Below are 17,010 nucleotides of genomic sequence, written 5' to 3'. Positions count from 1 at the left end.
ACCGGCCGGCGTCGGGGCTGCGACGGGGGGCGGCGCGCGCCGTGGCCGGTGCGCGCCGTCCCGTCGCGATCACGCGGCCGCGCAGGCTCCGAGGTCTTCCCAGACGCCCCATTCGCCGGTGGTGCCGGGCTCCTCGCCGGTCACCCACCACTTGGCGCGCCAGTTGTGGCCGCCGAAGGAGACGGTGTCGCCGCCGCTGTAGACGCTGCCGGCGCTCCACACCGGCGCGTCGCAGGCGCCCGGGTCGCCGTCGCCGCCCCCGTCGCCGCCGCCGGTGCCGCCGATGTTGACGTCGATGCAGGAGTAGAAGGCGTTGCCGGTGTCCGCCACGTTCCAGACGGCCAGTACCTTCTGACGGCCGGTGAAGCCGCCGAAGTTCACCTGGTGGCTCACGTCCGGGGCGGGCTGCGCTCCGTGGCCGTCGAACTGGGCGATCTTCTGGCTGCCGATGAAGTACTGCCAGTTGGCGGTGGCGTGGCGTGCCGTGTGGTGCCAGGTGAAGGTGTACGTACTGCCGACCGGTGTGACGCGCCAGCCCTTGCTGTCGTCGTCGAGTTCGGCGAACTGGCTGTTTCCGCCGCTGCAGCTGCTCAGGCCCTTCGGGCCCTCGACGCTCTGGGGCTCGTACTTGATCTGACCGCAGTCGACGATCCCCGCGGCGCACTGGTCCTGTCGGCTGTTGGGCGAGGTCACCCATCCGTGCGCGCTGGCCGTGCTCGCCGGAAGGCTGACGGCGAGCAACGGAGCGACCAGCGCCCCGACCGCGAAGGCCACCCGTCTCTTGGTGCGCATGTCGTGCCCCTTTCGGATACAGGTCTAGACCTGACGACTTCAGGTCTAGACCATAGCGACGGAACCGGCGCGGTCAAGGGTTCGCGCAACATCAACCGACAAGCGGCGGTGCGCATTTGACGCGACGGCCCTCGTGCGCAACTCGTTGCGCTATTGGTCTAGACAAGGATCGTCGTGATGGTTAAAAGTCGAAGGGGTTGAGCGTCTCCCCCTCCCTCGGGACGCCGTCGACCCCGCCCCGTGCTGCGCACCATCCCCACCGGCCGCCCGTTTCCCCGGCGGTCGTTGCGCAAGAGAGGAGCACCACCGTTGGAAGCGCTGGAAAAACGCAGGGAGCACGTGATCGCGCTCTTCCGCATCGTCGTAGGCCTGCTGTTCGCCTGCCACGGAGCCGCCACCCTGTTCGACGTCCTGGGCGGTCCGCACGGTCCCACTCCGGGCTTCGCCGAATGGCCCGGCTGGTGGGCCGCCGTGGTGCAACTCGTCGGCGGCACGCTGGTTCTGTGCGGTCTCGCGACCCGCACGTCGGCCGTCCTGTGCTCCGGGTCCATGGCGTACGCCTACTTCGTCGAGCACCAGCCCGACGGACTCTTCCCCATGGAGAACGGCGGGGAGTCGGCGGCCATGTTCTGCTGGTCCTTCCTCCTGCTCGCCGCCCTCGGCCCGGGCCGCTGGAGTCTGTCCTCCCGCATCCGCCCGCGGCGGCGTGACGGCGGCCGCCCGGTCACCCGGACACTGCCCTCGGACACGCCGACGTCCGTCTGAGCGGGGGCGTGCCGTCCCCGCCGACGGACGGCACGCCCCCGCTCCGCCCGGAGAGCGAACGCCTCACACCGTGACCCACGGTGCCGACCGTTCCAACTGCGCGGCCAGGGCCAGCAGCGTCCCCTCCCCGCCGAGCCCGGCGGCGAACTGGACACCGAGCGGCAGGCCCCGGCCGTCCCGGCCGAAGGGGACGGACATCGCCGGCATTCCGGTGACGTTGTACACGCTGGTGAAGGCCGCGTAGACGGACGCGTGCCGGTAGATCGACTCCGGGTCGGCCGTGTCGAGGGTGCCGAGCGGCGGCGTCGGCCTGGCGAGGGTCGGGCTGAGCAGTACGTCGACCTCGTCGAAGGCGGCGCCGACGGCCCAGCCGATCTCCTGCGCCCGGCGCAGCGCACGGCTGACGTCGGCTGCCGGGAGCGCGCGGTAGGTCTCGTACAGCACGCGGGTGAAGGGCTCGATGTCGTCGTCGGCCAGCGGTCTGCCCAGCCGGTCCAGCCGGGCGTCGATCTGGGCGACCAGGTCGGCGCCCATCAGCACGCCCGAGGTGCGGCCGACGTCGTCGGGCCGGTACCGGGCGGCGGTCTCGACGACCTCGTGCCCCAGGCGTTCGCACAGCAGGGCCGCGGAACGTGCCGCCCGCGCGCAGTCGGGGTGCACCTCCGGTCCGTCCGGCAGTGCGGTGAGCAGGCCGATCCGCAGCCGCCCCGGGTCCCGCCGGGCCAGTTCGGCGAAGGGCGCGGCGGGCTCCGGTGCGGCGTAGGCGTCACCGGGCAGCGGACCGGCGGCGACGTCGAGGAGCAGGGCGCTGTCGCGGACGGTCGTGGTGAGGGCGTGGTGTCCGGAGACGAGCCCCGACAGCGTGGTGGGCCGCGGCGCGGGCGAGACACGGCCGCGGCTGGGTTTGAGGCCGAAGAGGCCGCAGGCCGCCGCCGGGATACGGATCGAGCCGCCGCCGTCGCTGGCGTGCGCGACCGGGACCATCCCGGCCGCGACCGCGGCCGCCGACCCGCCGCTGGAGCCGCCGGGCGAGTGCGCGCCGCTGTGCGGGTTGCGGGTGGGGCCGTGGAGCGCCGGTTCGGTGGAGGCGTTGAGTCCCAGCTCCGGGGTGTTGGTGGTGCCGAGGACGACGGCGCCGGCCCGGCGGTAGCGGGCGACCAGTTCGCTGTCGCGGCGCGCGGTCACCTCGCCGAACAGACGGCTGCCGCCGGTGGCGGGCAGTCCCTCGACCTCGGTGCCGAGGTCTTTGACCAGCATGGGAACTCCGTGCAGCGGCCCCTCGGGCAGCCCTGCGGCGATCTCGGCGAGGGCGGCCTCGAACCGGGTGTGGATCACCGCGTTGAGCCCGGGGTCGAGCTTCTCGATGCGGGCGATCGCCCGCTCGGTGACGGTACGGGCGTCGCACTCCCCGCTCCGTACGGCGGCGGCCGTGGCGACGGCGTCGGCGGGACGGTTTCCGGTGCCCATGCCCTCCACACCCCTCACGACCCTCACGCCCCTCACGCCACGTATCCGGCGGGCTTGCCCCAGGTCTCGCGCCGGGTGGTGCCGCGGTCGACCAGGACGCAGCGGGTGCCGGTGAAGTTGGTGGGCATGCATTTGTTGCAGTGGATGCACAGCGACGGCGTGGCGGCGTCCTCCCGCATGCGGTTGACGAGGTCGGGCTCCCGCAGCAGGGCGCGGGCCATGGCGACGAACTCGAAGCCCTCGCGCATCGCGAGGTCCATGACCGGTTTGCCGGTGATGCCGCCGAGCAGGATCATCGGGAGTTTCACCGCGGCGCGGATCTGCCGGGCGTCCTCCAGCAGGTAGGCGTCGCGGTAGGGGTAGCTGCGCAGGAACCGCTCGCCGACCATCTTGACGCCGAGCTTCATCGGCTGCGGCATGATCTCGGCGAACTCCCTGAGCGGGGCGTCGCCCTTGAAGAGGTACATCGGGTTGAGCAGGGAGCTGCCCGCGGTCATCTCCAGGGCGTCGACGGTGCCGTCCTGTTCGAGCCACTGCACCACGGGGATTGCCTCGTCGAGCCAGAAGCCGCCGGGGACCCCGTCGTCCATGTTCATCTTGGCGACGACCGCGATGCGCCCGCCGACCGCGTCGTGCACGGCCCGCATGATCTCCCGGGCGAAGCGGGCGCGCTTGTCGAGGCTGCCGCCGTAGGCGTCGGTGCGGTGGTTGACGCGGGGGCTGAGGAAGGAGCTGGCCAGGTAGTTGTGGCCCAGGTGCACCTCGACGGCGTCGAAGCCCGCCTCGACGGCGCGGCGCGCGGCCTCGGCGTGCGCCTCGGTGACGCGCCGGATGTCGTCGAGGGACGCCTCCTTCGCGAAGCTGAGGGTGGTGGCGTGGAAGTGCCGGGACGGCGAGAGTGCGGGCGCGCCGTTGCCCTTGGGGTTGGCGACGGGGCCGCCGTGCCCGATCTGCGCGGAGACGGCCGCGCCCTCGGCGTGCACGGCGTCGGTGAGGACCCGCAGGCCCGGCATCGCCTCGTCGGTCCAGTGGATCTGGTGCCGGTCGGTGCGTCCCTCCTTCGCGACCGCGCAGTACGCCACGGTGGTCATACCGACGCCGCCGCGGGCGTAGGCGACGTGGAAGTCGACGAGGTCCTTGGTGACCAGGGACTTGTGGCTGAGCCCCTCGTAGGTCGCGGCCTTGATGACGCGGTTGCGCAGCTCGACGGGGCCCAGTTTGGCGGGCGCCAGGACGTCGGGGGCGGCGGGTGCCGTGGCGGGGCTGCCGGGCGCGGCGGGGATCTCGGGGGCGGTCACGGGTGGTTCCTCCTGGGTTCGGCGTGGTGGCAGGCGATCCGGTGGCCGGGGCGGATCTCCCGCGGGGCGGGTTCCTCGGCGGCGCACCGTTCGGTGGCCAGCGGGCAGCGGGTGCGGAAGCGGCAGCCCGAGGGCGGGTTCAGGGGCGAGGGCAGTTCGGCGGCCCGTGTTTCGGCGGCGGGGGCCGCGGCGGGTACGGCGGAGCCGAGCTGGGCCTCGGGGAGGGAGGCGAGCAGCAGCCGGGTGTAGGGGTGGGCGGCCTCGTGCTGCATGCCGTCGGAGGGCAGTACCTCGCAGACCTTGCCGAGGTACATGACCATGACGCGGTCGCTGATGTTCTTCACCACGGACACGTCGTGGGCGATGAAGACCATGCTCAGCGCGCGCCGCCGGGTCGTCGTCTCCAGGAGGTTGAGGATCTGCGCCTGCACGGACACGTCGAGGCTGGAGACGGGTTCGTCGCAGATCAGCACCTCGGGGTCGAGCATGAGGGCGCGGGCGATGCAGACGCGCTGGCACTGGCCGCCGGAGAGTTCGTGCGGCCGGCGGTCCCGTACGGTCGCGGGGTCGAGGCCGACGTCGCGCAGGGCGGCGTCGACGCGGGCGTCCTTGTCGCGGGTGTCGTCGCCGGGGCCCCAGATCGACCGGCCCTCCCACACCAGGTCCTTGACCCGGCGGCGCGGGTTCAGGGCGGAGACCGGGTCCTGCATGATGATCTGCATCCGGGCGCGGGCGCGCCGCAGTGCGCGCGGGGCGAGGCCGGTGAGGGTGACGTCGCCGAGGCGGACGGTGCCCGCGTCGGGGGGCGGCAGCTGGATCAGGGAACGTCCGACGGTGGACTTCCCGCAGCCGGACTCGCCGAGGATGCCGAGCGTCTCCCCCGCCGCGACCGTGAGGCTGACGCCGGAGACGGCGTGCACCTTCTGTCCGCGTCCGGCGGGGAACTCGACGACGAGATCCGTCGCCGTCAGCGCGGGCGCGTCCCGGGTGGTGGTCATACGGCGGCCTCCTCGGCGGCGCCCAGCGGGTGGTGGCAGGCGACGAGCCCGCCGGCGTCGCGCTCACCGGCGTAGGCGGTCAGGTCCGGGGACTCGGTGGTGCAGCGGTCGGTCGCCGCGGCGCAGCGCGGGGCGAAGCGGCATCCGGCGGGCGGGTGCAGCAGGTTGGGCGGGCGGCCCTCGATGGCGGGCAGCAGTGTGTGCGGGGGCAGGTCCAGGCGCGGGATGGAGGCGATGAGGGCGCTGCTGTAGGGGTGGCGGGGCCGGTCGAAGACGGCGGCGGTGGCCGCGTACTCGACGAGGCGGCCCGCGTACATGACCGCGACGCGGTCGGTGCGGCCCGCGACGGTGGCGAGGTCGTGGCTGATGAGGACGGTCGCCATGCGCAGTTCCCCGGCGAGCGAGCGCAGCAGGTCGAGGATCTGCTTCTGCACGGTGACGTCGAGCGCGGTGGTGGGTTCGTCGGCGATGAGCAGCCGGGGACCGCAGGCGAGGGCCATGGCGATGACGACGCGCTGGCGCATGCCGCCGGACAGTTCGTGCGGGTACTGGCCGGCCCGGCGGGCGGGTTCGGGGATGCCGACCTGGCGGAGCAGGTCGACGGCCCGGTCCCGGGCGTCGGCGCGGCCGAGGCCGAGGTGCGGTCGGAGGCTCTCGGACAGGTGGACGCCGACCTTCTTGACCGGGTTGAGGGAGGTCATCGGGTCCTGGAAGACCATGGCGACCTCGGTGCCCCACAGGGCGCGCCGTCCGGCGGGGGTGAGGGCGTGGACGTCCCGGCCGCCGATCCGGACGGTGCCGGAGACGGTGGTGCCGGGGCCGTCGGTGATCAGGCCCATGAGGGTGCGGCCGAGCACGGACTTGCCGGAGCCCGACTCGCCGACGATGCCGAGGGTCTCGCCCTCGGACAGGGTCAGCGACACCCCGTCGACGGCCCTGACCTGGCCGCGGGGCGTGTGGAAGGCGGTGCGGACGTCGGTGGCGTCGAGCAGCACGGTCACAGTTTCACGCTCCTGGAGTCCCAGCGCCCGCGAGCCTTCTCGCCGACGATGTTGAAGGCGAACACGGTGAGGAAGAGGAAGGCGCCGGGCACGAGCACGATGTGCGGGTGTTCCTCGAAGACCCGGCCCTCCCCCTCGGCGATCATGTTTCCCCAGGTGGGTTCCGGGGGCTGGATGCCGAGGCCGAGGAAGCTGAGGGAGGCCTCGGCGACGATGAGCACCGAGATCATCACGACGGCCAGGGACAGCACGGGCAGCAGTACGTTGGGCAGCAGTTCGCGCAGCAGGATGCGGGAGCGGGTGGCGCCCATGGCCCGGGCGGCGACGACGAACTCCCGGTTGGCGTAGGCCATGGTGGTGGCGCGGGCCAGGCGCACCATGCCGGGGACGGTGAGCAGCGCCAGGGAGAAGGCGACGTTGCGCAGGTGCGGCTGGAGCACGGTGGCGAGGGCGATGAGCAGGATCAGCGGGGGCACGGCGAGCAGCGAGTTGGTGGCGATGCCCACCGCCCGGTCGACGCTCTTCTGGAAGTACCCGGCGACCATGCCGATCGCGCCGCCGACCACGGTGCCGAGGGCGACCGCGGACAGGGAGATGAGCAGGGAGGAGCGGGCACCGTAGAGGGAGCGGGCGAGCAGGTCGAGGCCGAAGGCGTTGGTGCCGAGGGGATGGCCGCCGGTGAACGTCGGGGTGGCGAAGACGGGTTCGGCGACGGTGCTCGCGACGTCGCGGTCCTCGGCGAGCGGCAGCCACGGCGCGCACAGGATGGCGAGGCCGAGCAGCAGCAGCCAGGCCGCGCCGAACCAGAACACCACGTCGAAGCCGGGCCCCGCCCACACCTTGCCGAGCCGGGAGGCCCCGGCGAGGAGCAGGCCGAGGCCGAGCAGCGCGACGGCGGCCTTGGCGGGCGTGACGAGTTGGGGCGTGGTCGCGCCGAACACCAGCAGGAGCAGGCCGACGACGGCGAGGGCGGCGCCGGTGAGCAGGGGCGGCGGGAAGGCGGTCCGCGTGCGCGGAGCGAGGTCAGACATGGACACGTCGCGTCCTCGGGTCGAGGTAGCCGTAGGAGAGGTCGATGCCGGCGTTGATCACCACGTAGATCACGGCGATGGTGAGCACGGCGCCCTGGACCATCGGGTAGTCGCCCTGGCCGGCGGCGTTGACGATCAGGGTCCCCATGCCGGGCAGCGAGAAGAGGTACTCGACGACGACGGTGGAGCCGATCAGCCGGCCGAGGCTGAGGCCGAGCAGGGTGACCAGGGAGAACGAGGAGGGGCGCAGGGCGTCGGTGAACAGGACGCGCAGCGGGTGCATGCCCTTGGCGCGGGCGGCGAGGATGTAGTCCTCGCGCAGCGTGACGATCAGGTCGCCGCGCAGCACCCGGGTGAACATGGCGAGTTCGGCCAGGGCGACGGTCAGTGCGGGCAGGAAGGCGTGGTGCAGATTGCCCAGCAGGTCGCCGTCGCCGATCCGCACCCACTCGGAGCGCGGGAAGAGGCCGGCCGAGTTGACCAGGACGAGGATCAGCAGCAGTCCGGCCAGGAAGCTGGGCACGGACAGGACGCCGAAGGTACCGGCGCCGATGATCCGGTCGGCCGCCGAGCCCTCCCGGTAGGCCGACCACATGGCCAGCGGCACCGCGATCAGCAGGGCGATGAGGAGTCCCAGAGCGGCGATCTCGAAACTGACGGGCAGGGCGGACAGCACCCGGTCGGTGACGTCGCTCTGCGGCGGGACGACGGAGCGGCCGAGGTCGCCGGTGAGCGCGCCGCCGAGCCAGTCGAGGTAGCGGGTGACCAGGGGCTGGTCGAGGCCGAGTTCGGTGCGCAGCGCGGCGTACTCGGAGGGCGCCCGGCCGGCGCCCAGGATGTCTACGGCGGGGTCGCCGGGCATCAGGACCACCAGGGAGAAGACCCCGATGCTCGCGATGAACAGCACGCCGAGGAGTTCCAGCAGCCGCAGGGCCGGCCGGCGCAGCGCGGCGACACTCATGGTTCCTCCAGATCTCGGCCCGGCGGCACCGCCGGGCCCGGGGCCGCGGGGGTCACTTGCCGATCCAGGCCTCGCCGAAGAGGGCCATGTACTCGTCGGTCGGCACGATGCCGTGCACGTTCTCGCCCCAGGCGGTGAGGGCGGCGCTGGCACCGAGGTTGATGAGCGGGACGTCCTCGTTGAACAGGGTCTGGATGTCGTCGAGGACGCGCTGGGTCTCCGCCTCGTCGGTCGCTCCCTGGAGCTCGACGAGGAGCTGGTCCATCTTCGGGTTGGCGTAGCCGCCGGGGTTGCCGTAGCTCTTGGAGTTCAGGACGCTCTGGAGGCGGTGGTAGGGGTCGCTCTCGGAGACGCTGGCCGCGCCGCGGCTGAGGTCGAAGTCGTGTTCCACGTAGGTCTTCGAGGTGCGGTCGGCGATGGAGGAGACGAGGTCGAGTTCCACCTTGAAGCCGACGCGTTCCAGCATCGCCTTGGTGACGACGGCCTTGGCCCGGGAGACGGGGTCGGTGCCGTCCATGTAGGTGACGGTGCCGTCGTAGCCGTCCTTCTTGGCTTCGGCGAGGAGCTTCTTCGACTGTTCGAGGTCGATGCCGAGGGGCTTCACGTCGGAGTGCCGGCGCGACTCGGGCGGGAAGATCTCCTGACCGGGCAGCCCCTTGCCGTCGTAGGCGCGTTCGGTGTCGAGGGCGGGGTCGAGAGCGAGGGCCATGGCCTTGCGGACCCTGAGGTCGGCGCCGGGGCGGCCCTCGCGGGTGTTGACGACGACCATGTTGCCGAGGCTGGTCAGGGTCAGTTCACCTGGATGGCCGGCCTCGACCGCCTCGTCGACCACGTCCGGGCTGCGCATGTACACCACGTCGGCGGTGCCGTCGTCGAGTGCCTCCAGCTTGGCCCGGTCGGACTGCGGCCAGGTGAAGCGGAGCGCGTCGAGGTAGGGCTCGCCCTTCCAGTAGTTCTTGTTCGCCTTGAGGACCATCTCTTCCTGGGGCTTGTACGAGCCCAGGGTGAAGGCTCCGGCTCCGATGGGCCGGAACTTCTTCCCGGCGTGGGCGGCGGGCGCCACGATCATGCCGGGGGCCTGGGCGAGCATGGCGGGGAAGGTGGCCCACGAGTTGCGGAGGGTGAAGACGACGGTGGAGGCGCCCTTGGCCTCCATCTTCGCGAGGTTCGGGGCGAGCAGGGCGGTGTCGGCGCCCTTGTTCTCCTGGTACCACGTGATGCTGCCGATCACGGCCTTCGCGTCGAGCGGGGTGCCGTCGGAGAACTCGACGCCGTCGCGCAGGGTGAGGGTCCAGGTCTTGGCGTCGTCGCTGGAGGTCAGGGACTTCGCCAGCCAGGGCTCGTACTCGTGGGTGGCGGTGTCGTAGCGCATGAGGACGTCGTAGACGGCGGCGAGCGCGGAGCCGCCGGAGGCGCCGGTGGCGTAGGTGGCGGCGGGGCTGAGGCTGCGGGCCTCGGCGTAGTCGGCGAAGTGCAGGGTGCCGCCGCGGACGGGCTCGCCGCCCGCGGGCTGCTTGCCGACCTTGCCGAACGTGTAGCGGCCGCGTTCGGCCTTCTGCCGCGTGCCGCTGTCGCTGCCCCCGTCGTCCGGTGAGACGCACGCGGAGGTGAGCATCGCCGCGGCGGCCAGGGCTGCGGCGAGGCGGGCTCGCGCCCGTGGTGCTCGCTTCATGTGTTCCTCCAGTAGTCCGGTGGGGGGAAGCGGTGGTGGTCCGGAGCCGGACCGGGTGGGTGGATGCCCGGCCGGTGGGTGGAAGCCGGACCGGGTGGATGGGAGCCGGACCGGGTGGGTGGAAGCCGGATCGGGTGGGTGGACGCTACGGCCGGCGAAATCCGGCCGACGTGACGCATCCCACTGACCGGGAGCCGGGAGGGCGGGCTCCGGCGCGGGTGGGGCGGCCGTGCCACGTCCGGCCGGGCCGTGGCACGGTGTCCCAGTGACCGGAACCGGCCGGGGAGCGATCCCCGGTCCGCGCCGAGACTGAGCCCGACCGCGGTCCCAGTGAGGTTCCCGACGCACCAGGAGTCCCGATGCCCAGCGACACGGATCACCGCTCTGCCGCCCTCGCCCGCGTGGCCGCGCTCACCGGCCCGGGCGGCCGGTTCGAGCTCGCCGAAGACGACGTGCTGGGCGCCCGGCTGCCGGTCTTCACCCACCGGCAGCGGGCCCTGCACGAGGTGCTGCACGCCTCCGTCGCGCACGCCGACCGCGACTACATCGTCACCGCGGACCGCCGGATCACCTTCGCCTCCCACGCGGCCCGGGTCGCCTCGCTGGCCCGGGTGCTGCGCGAGGAGTACGGCGTCGCCAAGGGGGACCGGGTGGCCATCGCCGCCGCGAACTCCCCGGAGTGGATCGAGACCTTCTGGGCCACCGTGTCGATCGGGGCGGTGGCGGTCGGGTTCAACGCCTGGTGGTCACCGCGCGAGATGACCCACGGGGTGGCGAACGCCGAGCCGTCGCTGGTGGTGGCCGACGCCCGGCAGTCGCCGAAGCTGGCCGGCTGCGGAGTGCCGGTGGTGTCCCTGGAGGACGACGTGCCCCGCTTTGCGGTGGCCCACCCGGACTCGCCGCTGCCGTCCGCCGACGTCGCCGAGGACGATCCGGCGGTCATCCTCTACACCTCGGGCACCTCGGGCCGTCCCAAGGGCGCCGTGCACACCCACCGCAACCTGCTGGCGGTCGTGGAGTACCACCGGCTGAACGACGCCCTGCTGCACGAGTTCGGCGACCCGCTGACCGCCGAGGACCGGGTCTACCTGCTCACCCTGCCGCTGTTCCACATCGCCAGCCTGCACAACCTCGCCGTGCCGCGGCTCGCGACGGGCAGCCGGATCGCGCTGCACCAGGGCGCGTTCGACGTGGACGCGGTCCTCGCCATGGTCGAGCGGGAACGCGTCACCAACTGGGGCGCGGTGCCCACGATGGCGCACCGGCTGCTCGAACACGGCGGCGCGGACCGGTACGACACGTCGTCGCTGACGGCGTTCGCGCTGGCCTCGGCGCCGTCGACGACGGCGTTCAAGGAGCGGCTGCGGCGCGAGCTGCCGTTCGCGAAGGACTCGCTCGTGGACAGCTACGGGCTCACCGAGTCCTGTACGGCGATCGCGGCGGCGAACCCGCGGGAGCTGGCGGCCGCCCCCGGCACCCTGGGCCGGCCGGTGACCGGCGTCCGGCTGGAGATCCGCGACCCGCTCGGCGAGGTCCTCGGCGAGGGCGAGGAGGGCGAGGTGTGGGTGCGCAGCATGTACAACATGCTGGGCTACTGGCGCGATCCCGGGGCCACCGCCGACACCATCGGCGCGGACCGCTGGCTGCGCACCGGTGACCTGGGGTGCCTGCGCGAGGGCCGGCTGTTCCTGGTCAGCCGCCGCTCGGACCTGATCATCCGGGGCGGTGAGAACATCTACCCGGCCGAGATCGAGACGGTGCTGGTCGAGCACCCGGACGTGGCGGAGTGCCTCGTCATCGGGACACCGCACCCCGATCTGGGCCAGGAGGTGGCCGCGGTCGTGGTGCTCCGGCCGGGGGCGGAGGTCACGGAGGAGGCGCTGCGGGAGTACGCGGCGAAGGAACTGGCCTACTTCAAGGTGCCCCGCCGCTGGCGGCTGACCACCGAGGCGCTGCCGCGCAACGCCACGGGCAAGGTGATCCGGCACTCGGTACGGCTCTGAAGGGCCCGGAGCGCGGAGTACGCAGGGCCCCGGTCGCTGTACGCGGCCGGGGCCCTCCGCGGTGCCGGGTGGGTGTCCCGGACGCCGGGGTGCGTGCCTCGTGGGGTCAGAAGTGCGCGGGGGCGCGGAGCGTCGCCTCGGCGCCTCCGTCGACGTAGAGGACCTGTCCGGTGATGTGGGTGTTGTCGTCACCGGCCAGGAAGAGGACGGCCCGCGCCACGTCCTCCGGCCGGAGGTAGCCGTTGAGCGGCATCGGGACGGCGGCGTCCATGACCTCCTTCATCGCGGGGTCGTCGAAGAGGCCCGCGCTCATGGGGGTGAGCACGATGCCGGGCGCGACGACGTTCACGGGGATGCCGGCGTCGGCCCAGCCCTCGGCGACGGCGGTGCGCCGTGCCCACTGGGCGAGCGCCGCCTTGGACGAGGGGTAGAGCCGGCGCGCGTGGCCGTCGGCGACGGCGCGTGAGGCATGGGCGAGGGCCTTGTCCTCGTCGGCGGCCAGGCAGGCGGCGACGACGTCCGGGTCGGTGGGCTGGGTGCCCGAGATGGAGCCGATGACGACGACGCGGGGCTGCAGGGCGGCGGCGAGGGCCGGGCGGAGCGCCGTGACGAACTCGGTGGTGCCGAAGTAGTTGACGGTGACCATCGCGGTGCCGGGCACGGAGGTGCCGGCGCAGGTGACGACCGCGTCCACGACCCCGCCGGCCGCCTCGGCCGCCGCGGCGGCGGCAGCGGCACGGCCCCGCGGGGTGGACAGGTCGGCGTCGATCTCGCCACCGCGCAGATCGACGCCGATGACGCGGTCGCCCCGGGCGCGCAGGAGATCGGTGAGGGCGGCGCCGATCCCGGAACCGGAACCGGTGACGACGACGTTGCGGGGCATGAGGGACTCCTCGGATCGGCCGGTGAAGTGCGGGCACGCTAGTCGGCCCGCCCGCGCGAGGTCCCATCCACTCCCGGTGACCGGGCTGCGGGGGCGAGCAGGAGGCGGCAGGCCAGCCGGATGCCGTCCTGCGCGTCCTGGGGCGAGGAGCGCTCGTACAGGACGGTGACGAGCAGTCCGTACCAGGCCTGCTGCAGCAGACGGGCCACGCGGCGGTCCCGCTCGGTGGGGTGGCTGACGCCCGCCGTGCGCAGCATCAGATCGGCGAGGAGCTCGTCGGTGCGGCGGGCCGGGCCGCCACCGTTGTCGTCGACGGGTGCGGCGTTGTTGGCCCGCATCATCGCGAGGGCCAGCAGCGGCTGTTCGAAGAGCTGTCGGCTCGCCCCGGTGAGCAGGTCGGTCACGGCCTCCAACGGTCCGGTGCCCGGCGGTGGGGGCGGTGTCTCGGCGTCGAGCCGGAGTACCTGGGCGTGCATGACGGCGGCGAACAGGTGGGTCTTGGAGGGGAAGTAGCGGTAGAGAGTGGCGATCGCGACGCCGGACTCCCTGGCCACGTCCTGCATCTGCACCCGGTCGAGCCCGTGTGCCGCGCCGAGCCGTGCCGCGCTCCGCAGGATCCGGGCGTGACGCTGGCGCTGCTTGGCCGAGGTGGGGTGCGCGGGGGTTCTCTCGCCGCTCGTTCGGGGCACGGTCCGGGCGTCCTTCCGTCGGCCGCCGATGCTTTCGCGTGCCGTGCGGGTGCGGTGCGCGGCGTTCCGGTCAGTGGGATCCGGCCGCCTGCGGCGCGGGGCGCGGACTTGGATGGCCCTTCCCCTCCGTCTGCTCGCGTCCGAGAGAGGTGCCCCCATGCGGATCGGCATCACCAGTCCCGTCGTCACGGCCGTGCCCGGTGTCCACTCCCCGTGGGAGCGCGCTGCCGGCATCGAGGAGCTGGGGGCGGTCGCCGAGGCCGCCGACCGGCTCGGTTTCCACCACCTGACGTGTTCGGAGCACGTGGCGGTGCCCGTGGACGTCGCCGAGCAGCGGGGCGGGACCTACTGGGATCCGCTCGCCACCTTCGGGTACCTCGCCGCCCGCACCCGCCGTATCCGGCTCGCCACCCAGGTCCTGGTGTTGGGCTACCACCACCCGCTGGCCCTCGCCAAGCGCTACGGCACGCTGGACCGGATCTCCGGCGGGCGGCTCGTGCTCGGGCTGGGGGTCGGCAGCCTGGAGGAGGAGTTCCGGCTGCTCGGCGCGGCCTTCGAGGGGCGCGGCGGGATCGCCGACGACGCCCTGGCGGCGCTGCAGGCCTCACTGTCCCGCCGTGAACCGGCCTATCACGGGGAGCACTTCGACTACGAGGGGTTCGTGGTGGAGCCGCACGCCGTGCAGGAGACGGTGCCCCTGTGGATCGGCGGTCGCACTCTTCGTTCGCTGCGGCGGGCGGTGGCGTACGGGAACGGCTGGGTGCCGTTCGGGCTGCCGCTGGACCGGCTGCGCGAGATGGTCGACGCGGCGTCATTGCCGGAGGGCTTCGAGGTGGTGCTGAGTGCGGGGCGCCCGCTGGATCCGTCCGGCGACGCGGACGCGGCGGCGCGGGCGCTGCGCGCGGTGTCCGAGGCGGGGGCGACACTGGTGAGCGTGTCGCTGGCGGCCGAGTCGGCGGCCCACTACGTGGAGCAGTTGGAGGCGCTGGCGGACATCGCGGGCGTCGCGGCGGGCGAGGGGGCGGCGGCGTGAGCGAGCGGCTGCCGGACGACGTCGAAGCGCGGCTGCGGCGTCTGGAGGACGAGCGGGACATCGCCCGGATGATGGCCTCGTACGGGCCGCTGGTCGACGGCGGCGACGCGGACGGTGTCGCCGCGCTGTGGGCACCGGAGGGTGTCTACGACATCGACGAGCTCTTCCTCGCGGGCCGGGAGCAGATCGCCGGGATGGTGCGGTCCGCCGCGCACCGGGGCTGGATCCGGCAGGGCTGCGCGCACGTCGTGGGACCGCCGCACATCACGGTCGACGGCGACGAGGCGGTCGCGGTGTGCCACTCGCTGATGGTGGTGCACGAGGAGGGCCGGTACGTGGTCCGCCGGGCCACCGCCAACCACTGGCGGCTGCGCCGTACGGACTCCGCCGCCGGGTGGGAGGTGGTCACCCGCACCAACCGCGTCCTGGACGGCCGCCCCGAGTCCCCGGCGCTGCTGGCGGGCGGGGTGCGCGGGGAGCGGGCGGCCCAAGGCTGACCGGTTTGCCCGCGGAACGGGGCGGTGACGGCTCGTCACCGCCCCGTTCCGCGTCGTGCGGCCCGGTCAGCGGGCGCCGTACACCGGCTGGGGCGTCTCGGCGGCGGCCAGGAGCCTGGTCGCCGTCTCCCCCGCCTCGGCCGGGGTCCAGCGGGCGCCCTTGTCGGCGGTGGGGCCCGGGCGCCAGCCCTCCATCACGGTGATGCGGCCCGCCTCCGCCTCGAAGACCCGGCCGCTCACCCCGGCCGAGGCCGCCGAGCCGAGCCACACGACCAGCGGCGACACGTTCTCCGGGGCCATCGCGTCGAAGCCGCCCGCGCCGGGCGCCGCCATGGTCTCGGCGAAGGTGTCCTCGGTCATCCTGGTGCGGGCGGCCGGGGCGATCGCGTTGACCTGGACGCCGTAGCGGCCCATCTCGGCGGCGGCCACCAGGGTGAGTCCGACGATGCCCGCCTTGGCCGCGGAGTAGTTGCCCTGGCCGACGCTGCCCAGCAGGCCCGCTCCGGAACCGGTGTTGATCACGCGCGCATCGGGGACGCGGCCCGCCTTGGCCTCGGCGCGCCAGTGCGCCGCCGCGTGCTTCAGCGGCAGGAAGTGGCCCTTGAGGTGGACGCGCAGCACCGCGTCCCAGTCGTCCTCGTCCAGGTTCACCAGCATCCGGTCGCGCAGGAATCCGGCGTTGTTGACCAGGGTGTCGAGCCGGCCGAAGGAGTCGAGGGCGGCGGCGACGAGGGAGGCCGCGCCGTCGCCGGTGGCGATGTCGCCGCCGTGCGCGACGGCCTCGCCGCCGGCCGCGCGGATCTCCTCGACGACCCGCTGGGCGGGGCCGCCGCCCGTGCCTGAGCCGTCGAGGCCCACGCCGAGGTCGTTGACGACGACTTTCGCGCCCTCGGCGGCGAACGCCAGGGCGTGCGCGCGGCCGAGCCCGCGGCCCGCGCCGGTGACGGCGACGACGCGGCCGGCGCACAGGGCGGTCGGTGAGGTCATGAGGGTGTCCTTTCGGGTGGGGCCGGGGGCGGGGCCCTACCGCTCAGTGGCACGGGGCACTCCCCCGGCGTTCGCATCACTGCTACCTTCTGCCTAACAAACGTTTGGTGGAAAGGTAGCTGATCTGCTCATGGGTGTCTCCGCCTCCGCCCCGCAAAAGGGCGTCGCCGTCGTCACCGTGGACTTCCCCCCGGTCAACGCCCTGCCCGTGCGGGGCTGGTACGAGCTGGCCGCCGCGGTGCGCGCCGCGGGTTCCGATCCCGAGGTGCGCTGCGTGGTGCTCACCGCCGAGGGCCGCGGGTTCAACGCGGGCGTGGACATCAAGGAGATGCAGCGCACGGAGGGGCACGGCGCGCTGATCGGGGCCAACCGGGGCTGCTTCGAGGCGTTCGCCGCGGTCTACGAGTGCGAGGTGCCGGTGGTGGCCGCCGTGCACGGCTTCTGCCTGGGCGGCGGCATCGGCCTGGTCGGCAACGCGGACGCGATCGTGGCGTCCGACGACGCGACCTTCGGGCTGCCGGAGCTGGACCGCGGCGCGCTCGGCGCGGCCACGCACCTCGCCCGGCTGGTCCCGCAGCACCTGATGCGGGCCCTGTACTACACCTCCCGCACCGCCACGGCCGAGGAACTGCACCGGCACGGCTCGGTGTGGCGCGTGGTTCCGCGCGAGGAACTGCGTCCGGCCGCGCTGGAGTTGGCGGGCGAGATCGCCGCCAAGGACGGACACCTGATCCGGCTGGCCAAGGCCGCCATCAACGGCATCGACCCCGTCGACGTACGCCGCAGCTACCGCTTCGAGCAGGGCTTCACCTTCGAGGCCAACCTCAGCGGCGTCGCCGACCGCGTGCGCGACACCTTCGGCACAGACACCTCCGGCACCTCCGGCACCCACACATCCGGCACGGACAAGGAGCAGCGAGCGTGACCCAGGAC

16 protein-coding genes are annotated in these 17,010 nt (G+C 73.3%); 5 read left to right on the top strand and 11 right to left on the bottom strand.

The features are described 5' to 3' along the window. Window positions 1-69: 69 nt before the first annotated feature. A complete protein-coding gene (locus ACH4D3_RS10435) occupies window positions 70-792 on the bottom strand; it encodes a lytic polysaccharide monooxygenase (RefSeq protein ID WP_398319176.1) in 723 nt (240 codons plus the stop codon). A 309-nt stretch (window positions 793-1,101) separates the two neighbouring features. On the opposite strand from ACH4D3_RS10435, the gene ACH4D3_RS10430 reads away from it, so the two are divergent. Further along, entirely contained in the window at window positions 1,102-1,557 is a 456-nt protein-coding gene (locus ACH4D3_RS10430; RefSeq protein ID WP_398319173.1) for a DoxX family protein, read from the top strand. A gap of 63 nt (window positions 1,558-1,620) precedes the next feature. On the opposite strand, the gene ACH4D3_RS10425 is transcribed toward ACH4D3_RS10430, so the two are convergent. Genes ACH4D3_RS10425 through ACH4D3_RS10395 form a run of 7 tightly spaced genes read right to left on the bottom strand, consistent with a single transcriptional unit; the run spans window position 1,621 to window position 9,985 of the window. Next, the gene (locus tag ACH4D3_RS10425; RefSeq protein WP_398319170.1) at window positions 1,621-3,024 is read right to left on the bottom strand and encodes an amidase; all 1,404 of its coding nucleotides are present in this window, start codon (window positions 3,022-3,024) and stop codon (window positions 1,621-1,623) included. Window positions 3,025-3,056: 32 nt separating this feature from the next. Continuing rightward, window positions 3,057-4,322: an NADH:flavin oxidoreductase gene (locus ACH4D3_RS10420; protein WP_398319167.1), complete on the bottom strand. Its 1,266-nt coding sequence runs from the start codon at window positions 4,320-4,322 to the stop codon at window positions 3,057-3,059. After that, a complete protein-coding gene (locus tag ACH4D3_RS10415; protein ID WP_398319160.1) occupies window positions 4,319-5,320 on the bottom strand; it encodes an oligopeptide/dipeptide ABC transporter ATP-binding protein in 1,002 nt (333 codons plus the stop codon). The genes ACH4D3_RS10420 and ACH4D3_RS10415 overlap by 4 nt, the downstream gene beginning before the upstream one ends. After that, complete coding sequence (locus ACH4D3_RS10410; RefSeq protein ID WP_398319157.1) at window positions 5,317-6,321, bottom strand: ABC transporter ATP-binding protein; 1,005 nt, start codon at window positions 6,319-6,321, stop codon at window positions 5,317-5,319. Before ACH4D3_RS10410 ends, ACH4D3_RS10415 begins: the two co-directional genes overlap by 4 nt. Continuing rightward, window positions 6,318-7,352: an ABC transporter permease gene (locus ACH4D3_RS10405; RefSeq protein WP_398319154.1), complete on the bottom strand. Its 1,035-nt coding sequence runs from the start codon at window positions 7,350-7,352 to the stop codon at window positions 6,318-6,320. The genes ACH4D3_RS10410 and ACH4D3_RS10405 overlap by 4 nt, the downstream gene beginning before the upstream one ends. Further along, entirely contained in the window at window positions 7,345-8,313 is a 969-nt protein-coding gene (locus ACH4D3_RS10400; protein ID WP_398319151.1) for an ABC transporter permease, read from the bottom strand. The genes ACH4D3_RS10405 and ACH4D3_RS10400 overlap by 8 nt, the downstream gene beginning before the upstream one ends. A gap of 52 nt (window positions 8,314-8,365) precedes the next feature. Continuing rightward, window positions 8,366-9,985 carry an ABC transporter substrate-binding protein gene (locus ACH4D3_RS10395; RefSeq protein WP_398319148.1) on the bottom strand — a complete coding sequence of 540 codons (1,620 nt, stop codon included), beginning with the start codon at window positions 9,983-9,985 and terminating at the stop codon, window positions 8,366-8,368. Between the two features lie 359 nt (window positions 9,986-10,344). Between ACH4D3_RS10395 and ACH4D3_RS10390 the strand changes: the two genes are divergently transcribed. Next, complete coding sequence (locus tag ACH4D3_RS10390) at window positions 10,345-11,988, top strand: class I adenylate-forming enzyme family protein (RefSeq protein ID WP_398319145.1); 1,644 nt, start codon at window positions 10,345-10,347, stop codon at window positions 11,986-11,988. A 106-nt stretch (window positions 11,989-12,094) separates the two neighbouring features. Here ACH4D3_RS10390 and ACH4D3_RS10385 read toward each other — a convergent pair whose 3' ends face one another. Then, complete coding sequence (locus ACH4D3_RS10385) at window positions 12,095-12,871, bottom strand: SDR family oxidoreductase (protein ID WP_398319142.1); 777 nt, start codon at window positions 12,869-12,871, stop codon at window positions 12,095-12,097. Between the two features lie 38 nt (window positions 12,872-12,909). Next, window positions 12,910-13,560, bottom strand: a complete 651-nt coding sequence (locus ACH4D3_RS10380; RefSeq protein ID WP_398319139.1) for a TetR family transcriptional regulator — start codon at window positions 13,558-13,560, stop codon at window positions 12,910-12,912. A 157-nt stretch (window positions 13,561-13,717) separates the two neighbouring features. Here ACH4D3_RS10380 and ACH4D3_RS10375 point away from each other — a divergent pair, with 157 nt between their 5' ends. Continuing rightward, the gene (locus ACH4D3_RS10375; RefSeq protein WP_398319136.1) at window positions 13,718-14,593 is read left to right on the top strand and encodes a TIGR03619 family F420-dependent LLM class oxidoreductase; all 876 of its coding nucleotides are present in this window, start codon (window positions 13,718-13,720) and stop codon (window positions 14,591-14,593) included. Beyond that, on the top strand, window positions 14,590-15,090 hold the full coding sequence (locus tag ACH4D3_RS10370; RefSeq protein ID WP_398319133.1) for a nuclear transport factor 2 family protein: 501 nt from the start codon (window positions 14,590-14,592) through the stop codon (window positions 15,088-15,090). The genes ACH4D3_RS10375 and ACH4D3_RS10370 overlap by 4 nt, the downstream gene beginning before the upstream one ends. Window positions 15,091-15,156: 66 nt before the next feature. Here ACH4D3_RS10370 and ACH4D3_RS10365 read toward each other — a convergent pair whose 3' ends face one another. Beyond that, the gene (locus tag ACH4D3_RS10365) at window positions 15,157-16,077 is read right to left on the bottom strand and encodes an SDR family oxidoreductase (RefSeq protein WP_398319130.1); all 921 of its coding nucleotides are present in this window, start codon (window positions 16,075-16,077) and stop codon (window positions 15,157-15,159) included. A gap of 130 nt (window positions 16,078-16,207) precedes the next feature. Between ACH4D3_RS10365 and ACH4D3_RS10360 the strand changes: the two genes are divergently transcribed. Next, complete coding sequence (locus ACH4D3_RS10360) at window positions 16,208-17,002, top strand: enoyl-CoA hydratase family protein (RefSeq protein WP_398319127.1); 795 nt, start codon at window positions 16,208-16,210, stop codon at window positions 17,000-17,002. Window positions 17,003-17,010 lie beyond the last annotated feature (8 nt).

Source organism: Streptomyces sp. NPDC018026 (genome assembly GCF_044327745.1).
GTDB lineage: Bacteria > Actinomycetota > Actinomycetes > Streptomycetales > Streptomycetaceae > Streptomyces > Streptomyces rubrogriseus.
This window is presented reverse-complemented; position numbering and strand designations above follow the sequence as displayed.

Bases quoted from the DNA above. Each gene is read 5' to 3' on its own strand.
- ACH4D3_RS10385 (WP_398319142.1), bottom strand. From the start codon at position 12,871: ATGCCCCGCAACGTCGTCGTCACCGGTTCCGGTTCCGGGATCGGCGCC.
- ACH4D3_RS10390 (WP_398319145.1), top strand. From the start codon at position 10,345: ATGCCCAGCGACACGGATCACCGCTCTGCCGCCCTCGCCCGCGTGGCC.
- ACH4D3_RS10400 (WP_398319151.1), bottom strand. From the start codon at position 8,313: ATGAGTGTCGCCGCGCTGCGCCGGCCGGCCCTGCGGCTGCTGGAACTC.
- ACH4D3_RS10425 (WP_398319170.1), bottom strand. From the start codon at position 3,024: ATGGGCACCGGAAACCGTCCCGCCGACGCCGTCGCCACGGCCGCCGCC.
- ACH4D3_RS10365 (WP_398319130.1), bottom strand. From the start codon at position 16,077: ATGACCTCACCGACCGCCCTGTGCGCCGGCCGCGTCGTCGCCGTCACC.
- ACH4D3_RS10415 (WP_398319160.1), bottom strand. From the start codon at position 5,320: ATGACCACCACCCGGGACGCGCCCGCGCTGACGGCGACGGATCTCGTC.
- ACH4D3_RS10375 (WP_398319136.1), top strand. From the start codon at position 13,718: ATGCGGATCGGCATCACCAGTCCCGTCGTCACGGCCGTGCCCGGTGTC.
- ACH4D3_RS10360 (WP_398319127.1), top strand. From the start codon at position 16,208: ATGGGTGTCTCCGCCTCCGCCCCGCAAAAGGGCGTCGCCGTCGTCACC.
- ACH4D3_RS10435 (WP_398319176.1), bottom strand. From the start codon at position 792: ATGCGCACCAAGAGACGGGTGGCCTTCGCGGTCGGGGCGCTGGTCGCT.
- ACH4D3_RS10405 (WP_398319154.1), bottom strand. From the start codon at position 7,352: ATGTCTGACCTCGCTCCGCGCACGCGGACCGCCTTCCCGCCGCCCCTG.
- ACH4D3_RS10395 (WP_398319148.1), bottom strand. From the start codon at position 9,985: ATGAAGCGAGCACCACGGGCGCGAGCCCGCCTCGCCGCAGCCCTGGCC.